This is a genomic window from Rhodococcoides sp. S146-33 (assembly GCF_059489205.1).
This window is the reverse complement of sequence record NZ_JCAJWY010000001.1, coordinates 506,473-523,847: the sequence shown is the minus strand read 5'-3', so window position 1 is coordinate 523,847 and position 17,375 is coordinate 506,473. Positions and strand designations below refer to the sequence as shown.

Genomic DNA, 17,375 nt, shown 5'->3' with positions numbered 1-17,375 from the left:
CGACGCCGCTCCGGGTCATGGCGACAGGTTTCGCACTCGCCATGGTCGCCGGTGCAGGCGTGCTGATGATTCCGGCGGCCACCATGCCCGGGTACGACACCGATATTCTGCAGGCGTTGTTCACCTCGACATCGGCCGTCAGTCTGACGGGACTGATCGTGGTGGACACCCCGGTGTACTGGTCGGGCTTCGGGCAGGGAGTGATACTCGGTCTGATTCAGATCGGTGGATTCGGGATCATGACGATCGCGTCGTTGGTCGGACTGATCTTGGCCGATCGAATCGGGTTGCGAGGCAGGCTCAACGCGGCCGCCGAGGTACGCACCTCGGGGCTGGGCGACGTCAGGAGTGTTGTCGTCGGGGTGTTCCGCACCAGTCTGATCATCGAGAGTGTGGTCGCGCTCTGTTTGGCGGCGCGCTTTGTCATCGGCTACGACGAGCCGCCCGGTCGCGCACTGTGGCTGGGGATCTTTCATGCCGTATCGGCGTTCAACAACGCCGGATTCGCTCTGTTCAGCGACAACATGATCGGGTTCGCCACGGACCCGTGGATCTGTGTGCCACTGCTGATCGCGGTCGTGTTGGGCGGCATCGGATTTCCGGTTCTCTTCGAGATCGCGCGTCACCTCCGCGCGCATGCCCGCGGCGTCCGGTCCCGCAAGCGCTGGACGCTGCATACCCGAATGACGCTGTCCGTCACCGGTGTTCTCCTGGTCGTCGGACCGACGGTGGTGCTGCTCTTCGAGTGGTCACGGACGCTGGGCGGATTCGGCTTCTGGGACAAGATGCTCGTCGCGACGTTCCAGGGGATCATGCCGCGCACTGCAGGATTCAACAGTGTCGACTATGCGGATGTGGACAACGCGACCCTGTTGGTCACCGACGTCCTCATGTTCATCGGTGGTGGCAGCGGCGGTACGGCGGGTGGCATCAAGGTCACGACGTTCGCACTGTTGCTGTTCGTCATCCTGGCCGAGATCCGGGGTGACCGGGAGGTGTCGGTGTTCGGTCGCCGAATCGATGCGCGCGTGCAGCGTCAGGCGCTGACCGTCGCATTGATCGGGGTCGCGTTGGTCATGCTGCCGGTGATGGCGCTGTTGGCCGGCACGAACTTCGATCTCGACGTGCTCCTGTTCGAGGTCGTCTCGGCATTCGCGACGGTAGGCCTGTCCACCGGAATCACTGCACAGTTGCCGGGCTGGGGCCAGGTGATTCTGATCGTCCTGATGTACCTGGGCCGCGTCGGTTCCATCACTCTGGTCAGTGCCCTCGCCGCCCGCGATCGCGGACGGCGCTACACGCTCCCCACGGAAAGGCCGTTCATTGGCTAGGAAACCGTCCTCCGATGTCGTCGTCGTACTCGGTCTCGGCCGCTTCGGAAAGTCTCTGGCCCTGGAGCTGATGGACCAGGGAGTCGAGGTGCTCGGTATCGACAGCGACGAGGCCGTCGTGCAGCGCGTCGCAGACCGATTGACGCACGCCGTGGTTGCCGATACCACCGACGAGGAGTCGCTTCGGCAACTGTCGGTGCACGAGTACGACCGCGCCGTCGTGGGTATCGGGTCCAATCTCGAAGCGAGCCTGCTCACCGCATCGGCTCTGGTGAACCTGTCGATGTCGACGATCTGGGCCAAGGCCCTGAGCAACGCGCACGCCAAGATTCTCGACCAGATCGGCGTCCACCACGTTGTCCGGCCCGAGCACGACATGGGTAAGCGAGTAGCTCACCTGGTACGTGGACGGATGATGGACTACATCGAATTCGACGACGGCTTCGCGATGGTCAAGACATCACCGCCCGAGGCGGTCATCGGTAAACCGTTGGGCGAAACGGTGATCCGCACCAAGTATCACGTCACAGTCGTGGCGATCAAACGACCGGGCGAAGGATTCACCTACGCCACGGCCGACACGGTCATCGCCGCGGGAGATACCGTCATCGTCTCCGGCCAAGTCCGCGACACCGAACGATTCAGTGAGCTGACCTGAGCGACTCGAGGGTTGCTCGAGCGCCCTTCTCCTGCAGTGATGCAAGCTGTGTCGTGTACTCGGCGACGAAGCGTTCGTTGTCGATCAGGTCTCCGAACACTGCGCGGTTGGCGATGAACGCCGTGGGGTTCTCGCGCTGACTCTGCGCGATCGGTACCAGTGAATCTTTCAGCTGATCGACGATCTCGATGGGCTCGCCGGACTCGTCGACGGCCTCGGCGTAGCGGGCCCAGCTCGCCACGACAGCGGTGGAGCGGGTGATCTCGCCGCCGGTCTCCAGATTCTTGCGGATGACGGGCAAGAGCCACTTGGGGATTCGATCCGAGGACTCGGCACACAGACGCGCGACGGTATCGCGGATCTCGGGGTTCGAGAACCGCTCGATCAGGGTGCGCTTGTAGTCGCCGAGATCGATGCCGGGGACCGGTTGCAGCGTCGGCGTCGCCTCGTTGTCCATGTATGCGAGCAGGAAATCCGAGAACAGCGAATCCTGGCATACCTCGTGGACGAGGCGATATCCGCTGAGGTAACCGAAGTACGCGAGCGCCTGATGACTGGCATTGAGCAACCGCAGCTTCATCAGCTCGTAGGGGGTGACGTCTTCCACCACCTGCACGCCCACGTCCTCCAACGGCGGACGACCGAGGGTGAAGTTGTCCTCGAGCACCCATTGTGTGAAGGGCTCACCGGCGACGGGCCACTGGTCGTCGATCGCGTATCGCAGTGAAAGCTGTTCGGTCACCTCCGGTGTCGTGACCGGCGTGATGCGATCGACCATCGAATTGGGGAACGCGCCTTCGGTCTCGATCCACTCGGCCAACGCCGGGTCCTTCAGGCGCGCGAACGTCGTGAACGTCGACTGCGCCATATGACCGTTACCCTCGATGTTGTCGCAGGACATGATGGTGAACGGCTTCAGTCCGCGATCCTTGCGTCGAGCCAGCGCCTCGATGACAAGTCCGAAAGTGGTTGCCGGAATGGCTCCGTCGGCAAGATCGGCGACGATGGCCGGATTGTTCGAGTCGAACTCGCCGGTGGTGGCGGAGAAGTTGTAGCCGCCCTCGGTGATGGTGAGCGAGACGATCTTCGTGGTGTCGGCCGCCATCTTCTCGATCACGGCCTCTGCGTCGTCCGGAGCGAAGAGGTACTCGACGATGGAACCGATGACGCGGGTGTCCCAGGTTCCGTCGGAATGCTTGAGCGCCAACGTGTACAGGCAGTCCTGTGCGTGCATGACGTCGTTCATGCGACGGTCTCCGGGCAGTACCCCGACACCACAGATTCCCCAGTCCATCGCTTGCCCTTGCTGCAGCAGACGGTCGACGTACATCGCCTGGTGCGCTCGATGGAAGCCGCCGACACCGAAATGCACTATGCCCACCGTCACCTCGGACCGATCGTACGTCGGAACCGCGACGTCCTCGATGAAGTCTGCGAGGTTCTGCGAGTTCAACTTCATGCGTTCGTCTCCTTCGAAAGTCCTGGAATGACCACGGCTTTGATGCTTCCGGGTTCTCTGTCGGCGTTCAACGCGTCCTCGACGCCGTCGAGTCCGAACCGCGCCGTCACCATCGCGTCGAGATCCACCATGCCCGACGCCACCAGCGACCGTGCGATCGGCCAGGTGTTGGCGTATCGAAATACGCCGGTGAGCACCAGTTCTCGGTTCTGAATCACCGAGATAGGCAGAGGGTAGTCGGATCCGCCCATGCCGACGAGGACGACTGTGCCGGCCGGCCGGACTGCGTGGATGCCGTCGAACACGGCGCGCGCGGCACCGGATGCGTCGACGAAGGCATCGACCGACAGGGCACGGACGTCCTCCGCGGCGGGGTCGACCACGCGCGTCGCTCCGAATCTTGTGGCGTTGGCCCGGCGGGACGCGTCGATGTCGGTGACGATCACCTCGGTGGCACCGAATGCGCGGGCCACCTGCGCAGTGACGATCCCGACGGGACCCGCGCCCGCGATGAGCACGCTCGAACCGGCCGAGATACGCGCCTTCTGCGCCGATGCGATGCCCACGGACAGGGGCTCGAAGAGCGCTGCGGCCTCGTCGGAGATGGTGTCGGGAACGTCGTGGGCGAAGGTCGATTGGATCAATGCGTACTCCGCGAGCGCGCCGTCGATGGGCGGGGTCGCGAAGAACTCCATGGCCGGGCACAGGTTGTAACGGCCTGCGCGGGATGGGGCGCTGGTGGGATCGGGTCGTTGCGGCTCGATGGAGACGCGCCGGCCGACGCGAGTGTCGGAGACGGCGGAGCCCACGGCCACGATGACGCCCGCAGCTTCGTGTCCGAGTACCAGGGGGCCGTTCACGACGTGGTCGCCGATCCGTCCTTCGCGGTAGTAGTGCGCATCGGAACCGCAGACTCCCACCGCCGTGACCTGCACGAGGACCTCGTCGGATGCAGGTGTGGGGACGGGTCGCTGTTCGAGTCGGATCTCGTGCACGCCGGTGAGCACGCTGGCCTGCATGGACTGTGGCACGGGTCGCTGATCGCGAGGGGGTGTTGTGTGGATCACACCTTAATGTTAGCTTAGTGAGCAGATGAACACGAGCTGAGCATCTGCTCACTATTCAGGAGGCGTCATGGACGGATCGGAGCCCGGCGGGGCGAAGTCCGCGCGGTCCGGAGAGGATCTTCGGCTGGCTCTGCGCGCCGCAACCATGTACCACCTCGAAGGTGCCACGCAGGCCGAGATCGCCGTGAAGCTCGGAGTTTCGCGCCCTACGGCAGGACGGCTGGTCGCTCGTGCCCGTTCCCAAGGGCTCGTGACGATCGAGATCAATGTCCCCGACGATCTGCAGGGCACCGTCCATGCTGACATCGAGCGAGAGCTCGAAGCGAAGTTCGGCCTGACCGAGGTTCTTGTCGTCTCGGACGTCATCGACGGTACGGACTCCGGTTATGGATCCCTCGGCCGCGCGGCAGCGACGTTGCTCTCCCGTCGGCTCAAGGATCGTGACGTTCTCGGGTTCACGTGGGGGCCCGAAACGGTGGCCGTCGCGAGTTCACTCAAGACCAGGTCCACCAAATGTGCTGCAGTGGTGCAACTCGACGGTTCCATCACCTCGGCCGACTATCAGACCGGTGTCGAGTACACGCTCGGCCGGTGCGCTGCCTACCTGCAGGCGACGCCGATCAGGCTCAACGCTCCGCTGTACGCCGATCAGGCGACAGTGGTTGCGTTGGAGCAGGATTCGGTGATCTCGCGCGCCCTCAAGTCCGGGACCGATGCCGATGTGATGATGTACGGCATCGGTCCCGTCTCCACGTCCACCACGCTGTTCGAGGGCAGCTTCATCGACCTCGAGGTGCTCGACGAACTGCGCCGCCTCGGTGCGGTCGGCGAGATCGGCGGACGGTTCTACGACGCAGACGGCAAAGACACCGGCGGATCGCTCCCCGGCCGAACCGTGTCGGTAGGACTCGATGCCATCAGAGCCTGCGATCGGGCCGTGCTCGTCACGGGCGGACAACGTAAACACGAAGCGCTGCTCGGTGCGTTGCGCGGTGGCCTGGCGTCGATCTTGGTCACCGATATCGAAAGTGCACGTTGGCTCGTTGCGCACGCTCCTGCAACGGCGACCTCCAATGGAAAGGTATTTCAGTGAGGGTTTTACCGAAAGTGGCTGTCGCGGCGTCGCTCGCGACAACCTTGGTGCTGTCCGGATGTGCCGGTGCCGGCTCGTTCGGTGGTGACGGTGATGGCAAGACGATCACCGTTGCGATCGTCTCGAATTCGCAGATGTCCGATGCCATTTCCCTCGCTCCGGAGTTCGAGGCGGAGAACCCGGGTATCAATCTGAAGTTCGTGTCGCTGTCGGAGAACGAGGCTCGTGCCAAGATCACGGCCTCGGTGGCGACCGGCGGCGGTGAGTTCGACGTGGTCATGATCAGCAACTTCGAGACTCCGCAGTGGGCCGAGAACGGTTGGTTGACCAACCTTTCCGAATATGCCGACGCCACTCCGGGATACGACGAGGACGATTTCATCCCGACGTTGAAGGAATCGCTGTCCTACGAGGGCAGCATGTACTCGGTGCCGTTCTACGGTGAGTCGTCGTTCCTGATGTACCGCAAGGATCTGATGGAGGCCGCAGGCATCACGATGCCCGAGGAGCCCACCTGGCAGCAGGTCGCCGACGCCGCAGCGAAGCTCGACAGCCCGGACGTCTCGGGTATCTGCCTGCGCGGAAAGCCCGGTTGGGGTGAGGTTCTGGCACCACTCGACACCGTCATCAACGCCTTCGGCGGACGGTGGTTCGACGAGAACTGGAACGCGCAGCTGAACAGCCCAGAGGTGGAACAGGCCGTGCAGTTCTACGTCGACCTGGTACGTGAGCACGGTCAAGCCGGTGCAGCGACAAGTGGTTTCAGCGAGTGCGGTACGCAGCTCTCGCAGGGAAACACCGCGATGTGGTACGACGCGACGTCGGCAGTGTCGGTCCTGGAGGACCCCACGTCGAGCAATGTCGTCGGCAAGATCGGCTACGCCAAGGCCCCGTCGGCGGTCAAGGGTGACAACGGGTGGCTGTACTCCTGGGCACTCGGTATCCCGAAGACGTCCGAAAACCCGGACGACGCATGGAAGTTCGTCTCGTGGATGACCAGCAAGGAGTACCTGAACAAGGTTGGCAACGAATTGGGTTGGGAGCGAGTGCCTCCCGGTAGCCGGCTGTCGACCTACGAGATTCCCGAGTACGAGGAAGCCTCCGCGGCCTACGGTCAGGTCACCCTCGATTCCATCAACGGCGCCGATCCCAACAATCCGACGGTCGATCCGGTTCCGTACACCGGAGTGCAGTTCCTGACCATTCCCGAGTTCCAGGACCTGGGGACCCGCGTCAGCCAGCAGATCAGCGCCGCAGTGGCAGGGCGAATCAGCGTCCAGGACGCGCTCGAACAAGCGCAGCAGTACGCCGAAGTGGTCGGCAAGACGTACCAGGAGGGCCAGGGATGACCACCACCGAAACACGATCGGCGCAGACCGATTCCGAGGAATTCGTACCGAGACCGAGAACGATCTCGAAGGCGGAAGGGTGGCGTCGCCGCGGCCCGCTGCTGCCGGCCATGGTGTTCGCCATTCTGGTCACCCAGGTCCCGTTCCTGTTCACGCTGTACTACTCGACGCAGTCGTGGAACCTCGTTCGACCGGGTTCGCAGAAGTTCAACTGGCTCAACAACTACGTCGCGGTATTCCAGGACAGCCAGTTCCGTGAGGTCGCCCTGAACACGGTGATCATGATCGTCGGAACCGTCATCATCTCGGTGGTTCTCGGGTTGTTCCTGGCGCTGCTTCTGGACCGTAAGTTCATCGGCCGCAGTCTGATCCGCACTTTGCTGATCACACCGTTCCTGATCACCCCGGTGGCCGGCGCACTGATCTGGAAGACCACGATGTTCGATCCAGTCTTCGGCCTGATCAACTTTGCGCTGAGCCCGTTCGGTGTCGATCAGATCGACTGGGTCTCGCGTTACCCGCTGCCTGCCGTCATGGCGAACCTTATCTGGCAGTGGACCCCGTTCATGATGCTGCTCATCCTCGCCGGCCTGCAGTCCATGCCGAAAGACATTGCCGAAGCAGCACGGGTCGACGGTGCGGGCCCGATCAAGCTCTTCCGTGAGCTCACCCTCCCGCACCTGCGCCGATTCATCGAGCTCGGTGCCGTTCTCGGGGCCATCTACCTCGTCAACACCTTCGACGCCGTCTACATGATGACCTCGGGCGGACCGGGTGTGGCCAGCGCGAACCTGCCCTTCTACATCTATCAGCGCGCGTTCCTCGGCTTCGACATCGGTCAGGCCGCGGCCATGGGCGTCGTCACTGTGGTCGCCACCATCATCGTCAGCACCCTGGCGCTGAGACTGATCTTCAAGAGCTTCAGCGGAACCGAGGAGGCTGCGTGATGAGCACCGCAACTGTAGACAAGAAGTCGACCGACGCCGCGCCGATCAAGCGCAAGAGCAAGTGGGGACCGGGTTCGATCTGGTCCTTCGTGGCCTGGGTCGCCGGCATAGCGTTCTTCTTCCCGGTGCTGTGGATGGTCCTCACGGGCTTCAAACAGGAGGCCGACGCATACTCCGATCCGCCGAAGCTGTTCTTCACCCCGACCCTCGATCAATACCGCGGGGTCCTCGAGAGCGGCATCGGCACCACGTTGCTGAACTCGGCATTCGCGACGGTCGTCTCGACGATCTTCGTTCTGCTGCTGGGTGTTCCGGCCGCCTTCGCGCTGTCGCTGCGTCCGGTCAAGAAGACGAAGGACGTGCTGTTCTTCTTCATCTCCACCAAGATGCTCCCGGTCGTCGCGGCGATTGTCCCGCTGTACGTCATCGTCGGCGACATCGGAATGTTGGACAACATCTGGACCTTGGTCGTGTTGTATACCGCGATGAATCTTCCCATCGCCGTGTGGATGATGCGCTCGTTCTTCCTCGAGGTGCCGAGCGAGCTGCTCGAGGCCGCGAGCATGGACGGAGCGTCGCTGTGGACCTCGGTGCGTGAGGTGATCCTGCCGCTCGTCTCGCCCGGCATCGCGGCGACGTCGCTCATCTGCGTGATCTTCTCGTGGAACGAGTTCTTCTTCGCCGTCAACCTCACTGCCGTTCAGGCCCAGACGATTCCGGTGTACCTCGTCGGATTCATCACCGGCCAGGGCCTGTACTGGGCCCAGCTTTCCGCTGCTGCGACGTTCGCAGCACTTCCCGTCGTCCTTGCCGGATGGTTCGCGCAGAACAAGCTCGTGCGCGGTCTGTCCTTCGGCGCAATCAAGTAGGAGAAAGTCTCATGGCTGCAATCACGTACAAGAAGGCATCCTGCGTCTACGAAGGTGCCGACAAGCTCGCCGTCGATTCACTCGACCTCGACATCCAGGACGGCGAATTCGTCGTGCTGGTCGGGCCTTCCGGCTCCGGCAAGTCCACCGCACTGCGGATGCTCGCCGGCCTCGAGGAGATCGACGGTGGTGCCATCGAGATCGGTGGCAAGAACATGGTGGGTGTGCCGTCGAAGGACCGCGACATCGCGATGGTGTTCCAGAACTACGCGCTCTACCCCAACAAGACCGTCGGGGAGAACATGGGATTCGCACTGAAGATGCGCGGTGTGTCCCTCGAGGAACGCACCAAGAAGGTGGCCGAGGCCGCGAAGATCCTCGATCTCACCGAGTACCTGGATCGCAAGCCCGGCAAGCTCTCGGGTGGCCAGCGTCAGCGAGTTGCCATGGGGCGCGCCATCGTTCGTGAACCGCAGGTGTTCTGCATGGACGAGCCGCTGTCCAACCTCGACGCGAAACTGCGCGTCCAGACGCGTACGCAGATCGCGGCGTTGCAGCGTCGGCTCGGCACCACGACGGTCTACGTCACTCACGACCAGGTCGAGGCCATGACCATGGGTGATCGAGTTGCCGTGCTGCGCGGCGGCAAATTGCAGCAGTTCGCCTCTCCCACAGACCTGTACGACAACCCCGTCAATGCGTTCGTGGCCGGCTTCATCGGTTCACCGGCAATGAACCTGATGACGGTGCCCATCGGCTCGGGCGGCGTGCAGATCGGCAGCTTCCTGCTGCCTCTCGAACGCGACGAGCTCACCAAGCTCGCGAGCCTCGGCCTCGACAACGTCACCGTCGGGCTACGACCGGAGCAGCTCGGCATCGTGCACGGCGGCGGTGAAGGCTTCGAGGGCAAGGTCGATCTGATCGAGGAACTCGGCAGCGAGTCCTATCTCTACGCCCACCTGGACGACCCGAAGGTCAAGGGTCTCGACGGGGGACCCGTGTCGTTGGTCGCGCGTTCGGCAGTGCGTGCGCCCGCCAAGATCGGCGAGAGCATCGGACTGACGCGACTCGACGGTGCGATCCATCTCTTCCACCCGGAGACGGGCGAACGGATCTAGCGCGGTTGGTACGCGGCTTTTCTGGACAGGATCAGTGCCGTCAGAAGCGCTGCGCCCCAGAGCAAAAAGATGCCGTCGAAGAACAGGTGACCGAATTTGACGCCTCGGTTCTCGTCCGAGACGACCAACCCGATCACCGCCCCGACGAACGATGCTCCGCCCCAGAGAATCAGCAGTACCGAACCGGGCCAGGATATGCCGAGAACCAACGACGGCACCCTGGCCCGGTTCTGTGCTGCCAGCCGTGGGCGGTTCATGTATGCGAGGGCCGGAAGAATGGCCGCGGCGAGTTTGACCAGTGCAAGGACCAGCAGTGCCGTTCGTGCCGTTGCCGGTTCGGAGTCGACCCACTCGGTGGCGAAGGCACCGACGGTGTCGAGCATCCAACGTCCACCTGCGGCCCAATAGCCGGAAAACGCGGCGTGGACTATCCCCAATGCGCATGCGATCGCGAAGTATCTGATGGCCACGGGAATCGAGGCTAGCGGAGTTGTTACCCCCGTTCAGGGGTAGCGATGGATTGTTCATCTCCCCTACCGTGGCGGTGATGGGCATCACAGGCGCAGGAGGAAACATGGCCGACACGGCATACACGGCATTCAGGAACGCTCGCGATCTACTGCTGGACGCGTACGGCGAGTACGACCGAGCCGTGTCGACCTTCGAGTGGCCGTCGTTCGGTGAGACGTTCAACTGGGCGATCGACTGGTTCGACGCGATCGCCCGCGGCAACGACGGCACTGCGCTGTGGATCGTCGAGGAAGACGGCAGCGAGGCCAAATACAGCTTCGACGACATCGCTCGTCGCTCCGACCAGGTGGCGCGATGGCTCGAGCAACAGGGAATCGGTCGCGGCGACTCGGTGATCCTGATGCTCGGTAACCAGGTGGAACTCTGGGAGTCGATGCTCGCAGTGATGAAACTCGGCGCCGTGCTGATGCCGACCACCACGGCCATCGGGCCCGCTGATCTGACCGATCGAGTGGTGCGCGGCACTGCCCGCGCCGTGATCGTGAACCCCTCGGACACCGGCAAATTCGACGGCGTTCCGGGCGACTACCTTCGCATCGCCACGTCGGCCTGTGAAGGTTGGATCGACTATGCCGAGGCTCGTTCTGTCGAGGCTCGGCCGTTCGAGTCCGTCACTGCGCCCGACGACCGCCTGTTGATGTACTTCACCTCCGGCACCACCAGCAAGCCCAAGCTCGTCGAACACACTCAGATCTCGTATCCCGTAGGACATCTGAGCACGATGTACTTCCTCGGGCTTCGCCCCGGCGATGTGCACCTGAACATCAGCTCTCCCGGTTGGGCCAAACACGCGTGGAGCTGCTTCTTTGCGCCGTGGATCGCCGAGGCCACCATCTTCATCTACAACTACGGCAAGTTCGACGCGAAGGCGCTGCTCGAGCAGATCCGCCGCGCCGAGGTGACGACCTTCTGTGCACCACCGACTGTGTGGCGCATGCTGATTCAAGCTGACCTCGCCGGTGGTGGCGGTTCACTCCGCGAGGCAATCGGTGCCGGTGAACCACTCAATCCCGAAGTGATCTCCACGGTGCAACGGGAGTGGGGTCTGAACATTCGCGACGGATTCGGACAGACGGAAACCACTGCGCTGGTGGCCAATACGCCCGGCGCGGTACTCAAGTCCGGTTCGATGGGCCGGCCACTGCCCGGCGTTCCCGTCGTGATCGTCGACCCCACCACCGGCGAACTCGCCGACGAGGGTGAGATCTGCCTCGACCTGGCACAGCGGCCGTTCAACCTGATGACCGGCTACCTCGGTGACCCCGAGCGCAACGCCGCCGTCATGGCCGACGGCTACTACCACACCGGCGACGTCGCCTCACGGGACTCCGAGGGGTACATCACCTACGTCGGCCGCACCGACGACGTCTTTAAAGCCTCCGATTACAAGATCTCGCCGTTCGAGCTCGAAAGTGTGCTCATCGAACACCCCGCAGTGGCCGAGGCGGCCGTCGTGCCGGCTCCCGACGAGACACGACTGGCCGTCCCCAAGGCGTATGTGGCATTGGCGTCGGGCTGGGAACCGAACGAGGACACGGCATTCGAGATCCTGAAGTATGCCCGCGAGCACCTGGCACCGTTCCTGCGCGTTCGGCGTATCGAGTTCTTCGAACTGCCGAAAACCATCTCGGGGAAGATCCGACGCGTCGAGTTGCGCGCCCGTGAGGACGCGGCCGTCGGACCGCTGGAAACCGAGTGGCGTGACGACCAGTTCCCCGCGCTGAAGAAGTGATGTGACTGTCCACTATTTGCCTGCGGAGGCGGGATCCTGCTTTTCGAGGCCAATTGTGGACGCTCAGGTGAGTTGGTGCGGGCGCGCGGGGTTCGGTTGCCGTAGGTGATGTGGCTGTCCACTATTTGCCTGCGGAGGCGGGATCCTGCTTTTCGAGGCGAATAGTGGACACTCAGGTCAGTGGCCCCAGAACCGTTCGAGGTGTGCGAGTACCTCGTCGGACGCAGCCATCGTGGTCGCGTGGTCGAACCCGCGAATGACGTGCAACTCGGAGTTCGGCACCAGAGCTGCGGCGGCTCGGGTGTCGTCGAGCCGGGTTCCGTCCTCGCTGCCGACGTAGAACAGCGACGGCTGAGTGAATCGCTGTAACGCCTCGTCGGGTAGTCCGGGATCGGCGTCGCACGCTCGGATGTACGCGGCCATGGCCTGAGCATCGTTGGCGGAGAACACCGCTCGTGTTCCGGGATCGATCGGGAACATGCGGTGTGCGTTCCACGCGTCGAGGAACCCGTTCATCCCGGCTTGCTCCAACACATCTGCGCACCCGGGAAAGAAGAGCCGGTCGAACGCGCCTGCCTGAGCGCCGTGACTACCGCCGCCGACGGCCAACGATCGCACTCGCTCGGGCGCTGCCGCCGTCAACGCCAACCCGGCCCGTGCCCCGAACGAATAGCCGAGATAGTCGACGGTCTGCGCACCCAACGCATCGAGTACCGCTGACAGATCGCCGACGATGTTGGCCATCGCATAGGCGTCGGGAGTATGTGGCTTGTCGCTGCGGCCGTGCCCGCGACTGTCGATCAGAATCAACTGCCGACTTCCGCGCAACGCCTTGACGTAGCCGAACGTCCGCCAAATCGTGTGCGTCAGAAAACTGCCGTGCACCATCAACAACGGCGGCCCGGACCCCACCACCGTGTATGCGATCCGTGTCCCATCGTCTGCATTCGAGGCGTACTCCACCCTCCGATTCTGACCCTGGAAGTCCACTCGACGTGACATTGACCCCCGAAAGGGCCACCAGATGTCACATTGACTCCCTAGGGGTGGGGGTGAGGTCGATGGTGCGGGTGGGACCGATGGCATCGAGGAACGGCCGATCGTGGCTCGCGACGATCAGTGCACCCTCGAATGTCGTCAGGGCTTCGATGAGGTGTTGGCGGCTGGCGATGTCGAGGTTGTTGGTCGGCTCGTCGAGCATCAGTAGCTTCGGAGCCGGCTCTGCCAGCAGAATTCGTGCCAGTGCAGCCCGCAGTCGTTCGCCTCCGGAGAGGGTGGCGACGACGGCATCGGCGTCGGATCCGCGGAACAGGAAGCGGGCGAGTTGTCCCCGGATCTGTTCGGCCGTGGCGTACGGTGCCACGTCGGCCACGTTCTCGGCGACGCTGCGGGATTCGTCGAAGACGTCGAGTCGCTGGGGCAGATACTTCCACGGCACCTCTGCTCCGGCAGCATGCAGTGTGCGCAACAGGGTGGTTTTGCCACTCCCGTTCGGCCCGATCAGGGCGATGCGCTCCGGTCCTACGATGCGCACGTCCTCGTGCACCAGAACCACCTGCCCGGGATGAACTTTCGTCGCCGGCAGGTCGACGCGTATCTCGCGATCGTCACGCAGGAGCTCCTCGGCGGCCGACAGGGATGACCGGGCGTCGTCGACGCGATCGGTGTGGGTGCCGCGTAGCTTTCCGGCCGATTCTTGTGCGGCGCGTTTTCGTGCACCCATGATTATCTTGGGTTCGCGCTTCTGCTCTTCCATCTTCTTGCCGTAGCGCAGACGTCGGTCGAGTTTGATTCGTGTGTCGATCAATTCGCGTTCCTGCTTGCGGACGTCGTTCTTCGCATCGCGGATGGTCGCCCGTGCCGCGTCCTGCTCGGCGTCGATCACTGCTCGATAGTGCTGGTAGTTTCCGCCGAACATGCGAAGTCGCGAGACGCCGCTGCGTTCTGCGCGCACCTCGGCGATGGAGTCGACCCGCTCGAGCAGCTCGAGGTCGTGCGTACAGACGATCAGCACACCCGCGTAGCCGTCGATGGCTGTGTACAGCCGTTCTCGCGCAACATGATCGAGGTTGTTCGTCGGCTCGTCCAGCATCAGAACATCGGGTTCGACCAACAACTGCGCGGTGAGAGCCAACAGCATGGCTTCGCCGCCCGACAAGGTGCCGACCGCCCGATCCAGGTCGCCGATCGAGCCGACGATGGTGCCGAGTCCGAGCTTGTCCAGCAGCGCCAGTGCGCGTTCCTCGACGTCCCAGGAAGACCCGACGACTACAAAATCCTCCTCGGTCGACGTCCCGGATTCGATGCGATGCAACGATTTTCGGATCGAATCGATAGCCAGCACGCGATCCACCGGGAGATCGGGATCGAGTGCGACGTCCTGACGCAGATGGCCCAGTACGCCGGGAAGCGAGATCGAACCGTGTTGCGGCGTCAGATCCCCGGCGAGCAACCGAAGCAGCGTCGACTTTCCGGCACCGTTGGAGCCGATGAGACCTGTTGTGCCACTTGGAAATGTAACCGACACGGCGTCGAACACGGGGTCGCCGTCGGGCCAGGTGAACGTCAGATTCGAGACAGAAAGGGAGGATGAATGAGGCATGGGCGCTCCAAAGGTAAGCGTGCGGACGATCAGCAGGCGTCTAGAACCTTTGGAAGAGCAATGGCCTCTCCGAATCTGTGGGCAACAGGGCGAATGCCACGCTAACCCCGAACCCGACGGGTACGCAATCGAATTAGATCGACGGGCCTTTCTTGCGTAGCTCGTCGACCGTCTCCATGGCCCCGCGGAGCTCGTCCAGCCATTCCTGAGTGTGTTCACCGACCAGCTTGACCGCCCAGGCCAAGGCGTCCGCGCGGGAGCGAGCGACGCCGGCATCGACGAGGGTGTCGAGGACGCGACGCTCGGGCTGACGCAGGCGTGTCATCACCGGAACCGCGAGATGGGTGAACAGGATGACCTCCGATTCGGTCCGAACGCCCCACGCGACCTTGCGGCCGTAGCGCTTCTCGGCCTCCGCGGCGATCTGCATGCGGTCACCGCGGGTGGTCTCGCGGAAGCGGGCGATGCGGCCCTCGAGGGCCGCGGGTGAACTGTCCTGTTCGGTGGGCAGGGTGCCGACGACGACGATCTCCTCACGATCGACCTCGACGGATGCGTCGCCGTCGAACCAGGAGTCGGGGAGTCGGCCGCCGAACCACTCGGCTGCGTCGGTGGCATTCGGGATGTCTGCGTGCTGCCAGCCGCCGGGGCGTCCGAACGAGCGTCCGTTGGGTTTCATGATGACTCCTCATGTTGTGTTGTAAGACTGATTACATAATTACACCTAGATCTGGAAACGCGCCACCAGCAGTTCGGCGGAGGGCTGAGGCATGATCGACTCCGTGCGCACAACGAGAAGACCGACGACTCTGGCCGCGATGGTGTCCGTACTGGCGATGGTGCTCGCTGCCTGCGGAAACAGTGGTCCCGATCAGCCGCAGACCGTTGCGGAGAAGTTCGCGGAGGCGGTCAACAGCTCCAACGTCGATCAGGCGGCTGCCCTCACCACCGATCCCGCCGGAGCGACCGCGGCGCTCACCGCGTTGTACGACGGGCTCTCGGGCGGCGGAACGGTGACGGCGACTCCTGATTTCGAGGCTGTCGACGCCAACGAGGATGCCGGTACGTTCACGCTGAACGCCGGCTGGCGTTTCTCGACGACCACCGACGGCACCGCCGAACCGGACGGTGAGCCGAAGGAGTGGAACTACACCACCTCGGCAACTGCCGCCGAGACCCAGCAGGGATGGAAGATCACCTGGGACCCGGCAATGCTGGTGCCCGGGCTGACGGCCGATTCCTCCGTGCGGTTCACCCCGACCGACGCGCTCGTCGCGCCTCGGATCTTCGATGCCAACGGCAGCGAGCTCATGTCGCAGCAGGTCGTCACCCTTGTCAACGTCGATGCGACGGCCGATCCGGTGGCCGTCGCAAATCTCGTCGGACCCGTCGTTCCGGGGATCACCGCGGAATCCATTGCGTCGAGTGTTGCTGCTGCACAGGGTAATTCAGCAACCATAGTCTCGCTCCGTCAGGCCGACATCGACCCCATCGGCGCGCAACTCGCGACGATCCCCGGAGTCACGCTCGCCCCGCAGACGCGACTGTTGGCCACCGATCGCAACCTCGTCTCGCCGGTGCTCAGTGACCTGACAACGCTGTGGGAGCAGGAGCAAGCCGCCAACCGTGGCTGGGCGATCCAAGCGGTCGCGGCCGATGGCACCGTCACCCAGCTCGCCGGACGTGATGCGAGCACCGGTGAGGACATCGCGACCACCGTCGATTCGGCGCTGCAACTCAAAGCCGAGGACGCCCTGGCGTCGGTGCCGCAGCAGGCGGCGATCGTTGCGCTTCGGCCGTCGACGGGAGATGTTCTGGCCGTAGCGCAGAACGCCGCCGCGGACGCCGAGGGTCCGATTGCCTTGACCGGCCTGTACCCGCCGGGGTCGACCTTCAAGACGGTCACCACCTCGGCTGCTCTGCAGTCCGGAGCCGTCACCCCCGACACGGTGTTGCCCTGCCCGGCGACCGAGAACATCGAAGGCAGGCAGATCCCGAACGACGACAACTTCGCTCTCGGCGACGTGCCGCTCCACACCGCCTTCGCCAAGTCCTGCAATACGACGATGGGCCGGCTCGGTGTCGCTCTCCCGCCGAACGGTCTGACCGACGCGGCTGCTCAGTACGGCCTCGGCGTCGACTACGTGACCCCGGGCCTGACCACCGTCACCGGCTCGGTGCCGTCGGCCGATACCCCGGCGCAGCGCGTCGAATCCGCCATCGGCCAAGGCCAGGTGACCGCGTCGCCGTTCGGTATGGCGCTGGTGGCGTCGTCCATTGCCAACAACGGATTGCGTGCGCCGACGGTCGTCGCCGGTGAGCCCGGCGTGGGCAACATGCAGCCGGCAGCGGTGAACCCGCAGGTCACCGAGCAGCTGAAGACGATGATGCGCGAGACCATCACCGGCGGCACGGCCACGGCGCTGAACGACATCCCCGGGTTGCTCGGCAAGACCGGCACCGCTGAATTCGGTGCCAACAACGAAGGCGCTCACGGTTGGTTCGTCGGGATTTCCGGCGATCTCGCGTTCGCGGTCTTCGTGAACAACGCGGGTAGCTCGGCACCCGCCATCGAGGCTGCGGGTCGCTTTCTGAGGTGACCGGCCTGCGGTCGACCGA

Annotated in this window: 15 protein-coding genes; 9 read left to right on the top strand and 6 right to left on the bottom strand. The window is 63.8% G+C overall.

Annotated elements, in window-relative coordinates:
* The first annotated feature begins 17 nt into the window (after positions 1-17).
* The gene (locus tag AC5WEY_RS02495; RefSeq protein ID WP_495645509.1) at positions 18-1,331 is read left to right on the top strand and encodes a TrkH family potassium uptake protein; all 1,314 of its coding nucleotides are present in this window, start codon (positions 18-20) and stop codon (positions 1,329-1,331) included.
* Complete coding sequence (locus AC5WEY_RS02490; RefSeq protein ID WP_495644554.1) at positions 1,324-1,989, top strand: potassium channel family protein; 666 nt, start codon at positions 1,324-1,326, stop codon at positions 1,987-1,989. The genes AC5WEY_RS02495 and AC5WEY_RS02490 overlap by 8 nt, the downstream gene beginning before the upstream one ends.
* Here the strand turns inward: AC5WEY_RS02490 and AC5WEY_RS02485 are convergent.
* Both AC5WEY_RS02485 and AC5WEY_RS02480 read right to left on the bottom strand, forming a co-directional pair.
* Positions 1,973-3,448: a mannitol dehydrogenase family protein gene (locus AC5WEY_RS02485; protein WP_495644553.1), complete on the bottom strand. Its 1,476-nt coding sequence runs from the start codon at positions 3,446-3,448 to the stop codon at positions 1,973-1,975. The genes AC5WEY_RS02490 and AC5WEY_RS02485 overlap by 17 nt on opposite strands.
* Entirely contained in the window at positions 3,445-4,467 is a 1,023-nt protein-coding gene (locus tag AC5WEY_RS02480) for an NAD(P)-dependent alcohol dehydrogenase (RefSeq protein WP_495645508.1), read from the bottom strand. Before AC5WEY_RS02480 ends, AC5WEY_RS02485 begins: the two co-directional genes overlap by 4 nt.
* A 115-nt stretch (positions 4,468-4,582) precedes the next feature.
* Between AC5WEY_RS02480 and AC5WEY_RS02475 the strand changes: the two genes are divergently transcribed.
* Genes AC5WEY_RS02475 through AC5WEY_RS02455 form a run of 5 tightly spaced genes read left to right on the top strand, consistent with a single transcriptional unit; the run spans position 4,583 to position 9,891 of the window.
* Positions 4,583-5,608, top strand: a complete 1,026-nt coding sequence (locus AC5WEY_RS02475; RefSeq protein ID WP_057479595.1) for a sugar-binding transcriptional regulator — start codon at positions 4,583-4,585, stop codon at positions 5,606-5,608.
* The gene (locus AC5WEY_RS02470) at positions 5,605-6,957 is read left to right on the top strand and encodes an ABC transporter substrate-binding protein (RefSeq protein WP_442971034.1); all 1,353 of its coding nucleotides are present in this window, start codon (positions 5,605-5,607) and stop codon (positions 6,955-6,957) included. Before AC5WEY_RS02475 ends, AC5WEY_RS02470 begins: the two co-directional genes overlap by 4 nt.
* Positions 6,954-7,904, top strand: a complete 951-nt coding sequence (locus AC5WEY_RS02465) for a carbohydrate ABC transporter permease (protein WP_057479597.1) — start codon at positions 6,954-6,956, stop codon at positions 7,902-7,904. The genes AC5WEY_RS02470 and AC5WEY_RS02465 overlap by 4 nt, the downstream gene beginning before the upstream one ends.
* Positions 7,904-8,773 (top strand): carbohydrate ABC transporter permease, encoded by an 870-nt coding sequence (locus AC5WEY_RS02460; RefSeq protein ID WP_037171082.1) that lies wholly within the window; start codon positions 7,904-7,906, stop codon positions 8,771-8,773. The genes AC5WEY_RS02465 and AC5WEY_RS02460 overlap by 1 nt, the downstream gene beginning before the upstream one ends.
* Positions 8,774-8,784: 11 nt before the next feature.
* On the top strand, positions 8,785-9,891 hold the full coding sequence (locus AC5WEY_RS02455) for an ABC transporter ATP-binding protein (protein ID WP_032374789.1): 1,107 nt from the start codon (positions 8,785-8,787) through the stop codon (positions 9,889-9,891).
* On the opposite strand, the gene AC5WEY_RS02450 is transcribed toward AC5WEY_RS02455, so the two are convergent.
* Positions 9,888-10,361: a DUF3995 domain-containing protein gene (locus AC5WEY_RS02450; RefSeq protein WP_200936671.1), complete on the bottom strand. Its 474-nt coding sequence runs from the start codon at positions 10,359-10,361 to the stop codon at positions 9,888-9,890. The two genes, AC5WEY_RS02455 and AC5WEY_RS02450, sit on opposite strands and share 4 nt — an antisense overlap.
* Before the next feature lie 104 nt (positions 10,362-10,465).
* Between AC5WEY_RS02450 and AC5WEY_RS02445 the strand changes: the two genes are divergently transcribed.
* A complete protein-coding gene (locus AC5WEY_RS02445) occupies positions 10,466-12,154 on the top strand; it encodes an AMP-binding protein (RefSeq protein WP_495644552.1) in 1,689 nt (562 codons plus the stop codon).
* Positions 12,155-12,331: 177 nt separating this feature from the next.
* Here AC5WEY_RS02445 and AC5WEY_RS02440 read toward each other — a convergent pair whose 3' ends face one another.
* The 3 genes from AC5WEY_RS02440 to abmR form a co-directional block, all read right to left on the bottom strand.
* The gene (locus tag AC5WEY_RS02440; protein WP_495644551.1) at positions 12,332-13,117 is read right to left on the bottom strand and encodes an alpha/beta fold hydrolase; all 786 of its coding nucleotides are present in this window, start codon (positions 13,115-13,117) and stop codon (positions 12,332-12,334) included.
* A 64-nt stretch (positions 13,118-13,181) separates the two neighbouring features.
* Positions 13,182-14,756, bottom strand: a complete 1,575-nt coding sequence (locus tag AC5WEY_RS02435) for an ABC-F family ATP-binding cassette domain-containing protein (RefSeq protein ID WP_495644550.1) — start codon at positions 14,754-14,756, stop codon at positions 13,182-13,184.
* Positions 14,757-14,889: 133 nt separating this feature from the next.
* Positions 14,890-15,435, bottom strand: a complete 546-nt coding sequence (gene abmR / locus AC5WEY_RS02430) for an ATP-binding transcription factor AbmR (RefSeq protein WP_057479601.1) — start codon at positions 15,433-15,435, stop codon at positions 14,890-14,892.
* Between the two features lie 91 nt (positions 15,436-15,526).
* Here abmR and AC5WEY_RS02425 point away from each other — a divergent pair, with 91 nt between their 5' ends.
* Complete coding sequence (locus AC5WEY_RS02425; RefSeq protein WP_495644549.1) at positions 15,527-17,356, top strand: penicillin-binding transpeptidase domain-containing protein; 1,830 nt, start codon at positions 15,527-15,529, stop codon at positions 17,354-17,356.
* The last annotated feature ends 19 nt before the right edge of the window (positions 17,357-17,375 follow it).

Coding starts and splice junctions, on each gene's coding strand:
- AC5WEY_RS02495 (WP_495645509.1), top strand. CDS start 18: ATGGCGACAGGTTTCGCACTCGCCATGGTCGCCGGTGCAGGCGTGCTG.
- AC5WEY_RS02485 (WP_495644553.1), bottom strand. CDS start 3,448: ATGAAGTTGAACTCGCAGAACCTCGCAGACTTCATCGAGGACGTCGCG.
- AC5WEY_RS02480 (WP_495645508.1), bottom strand. CDS start 4,467: ATGCAGGCCAGCGTGCTCACCGGCGTGCACGAGATCCGACTCGAACAG.
- AC5WEY_RS02475 (WP_057479595.1), top strand. CDS start 4,583: ATGGACGGATCGGAGCCCGGCGGGGCGAAGTCCGCGCGGTCCGGAGAG.
- AC5WEY_RS02465 (WP_057479597.1), top strand. CDS start 6,954: ATGACCACCACCGAAACACGATCGGCGCAGACCGATTCCGAGGAATTC.
- AC5WEY_RS02460 (WP_037171082.1), top strand. CDS start 7,904: ATGAGCACCGCAACTGTAGACAAGAAGTCGACCGACGCCGCGCCGATC.
- AC5WEY_RS02455 (WP_032374789.1), top strand. CDS start 8,785: ATGGCTGCAATCACGTACAAGAAGGCATCCTGCGTCTACGAAGGTGCC.
- AC5WEY_RS02445 (WP_495644552.1), top strand. CDS start 10,466: ATGGCCGACACGGCATACACGGCATTCAGGAACGCTCGCGATCTACTG.
- AC5WEY_RS02435 (WP_495644550.1), bottom strand. CDS start 14,756: ATGCCTCATTCATCCTCCCTTTCTGTCTCGAATCTGACGTTCACCTGG.
- abmR (WP_057479601.1), bottom strand. CDS start 15,435: ATGAAACCCAACGGACGCTCGTTCGGACGCCCCGGCGGCTGGCAGCAC.
- AC5WEY_RS02425 (WP_495644549.1), top strand. CDS start 15,527: ATGATCGACTCCGTGCGCACAACGAGAAGACCGACGACTCTGGCCGCG.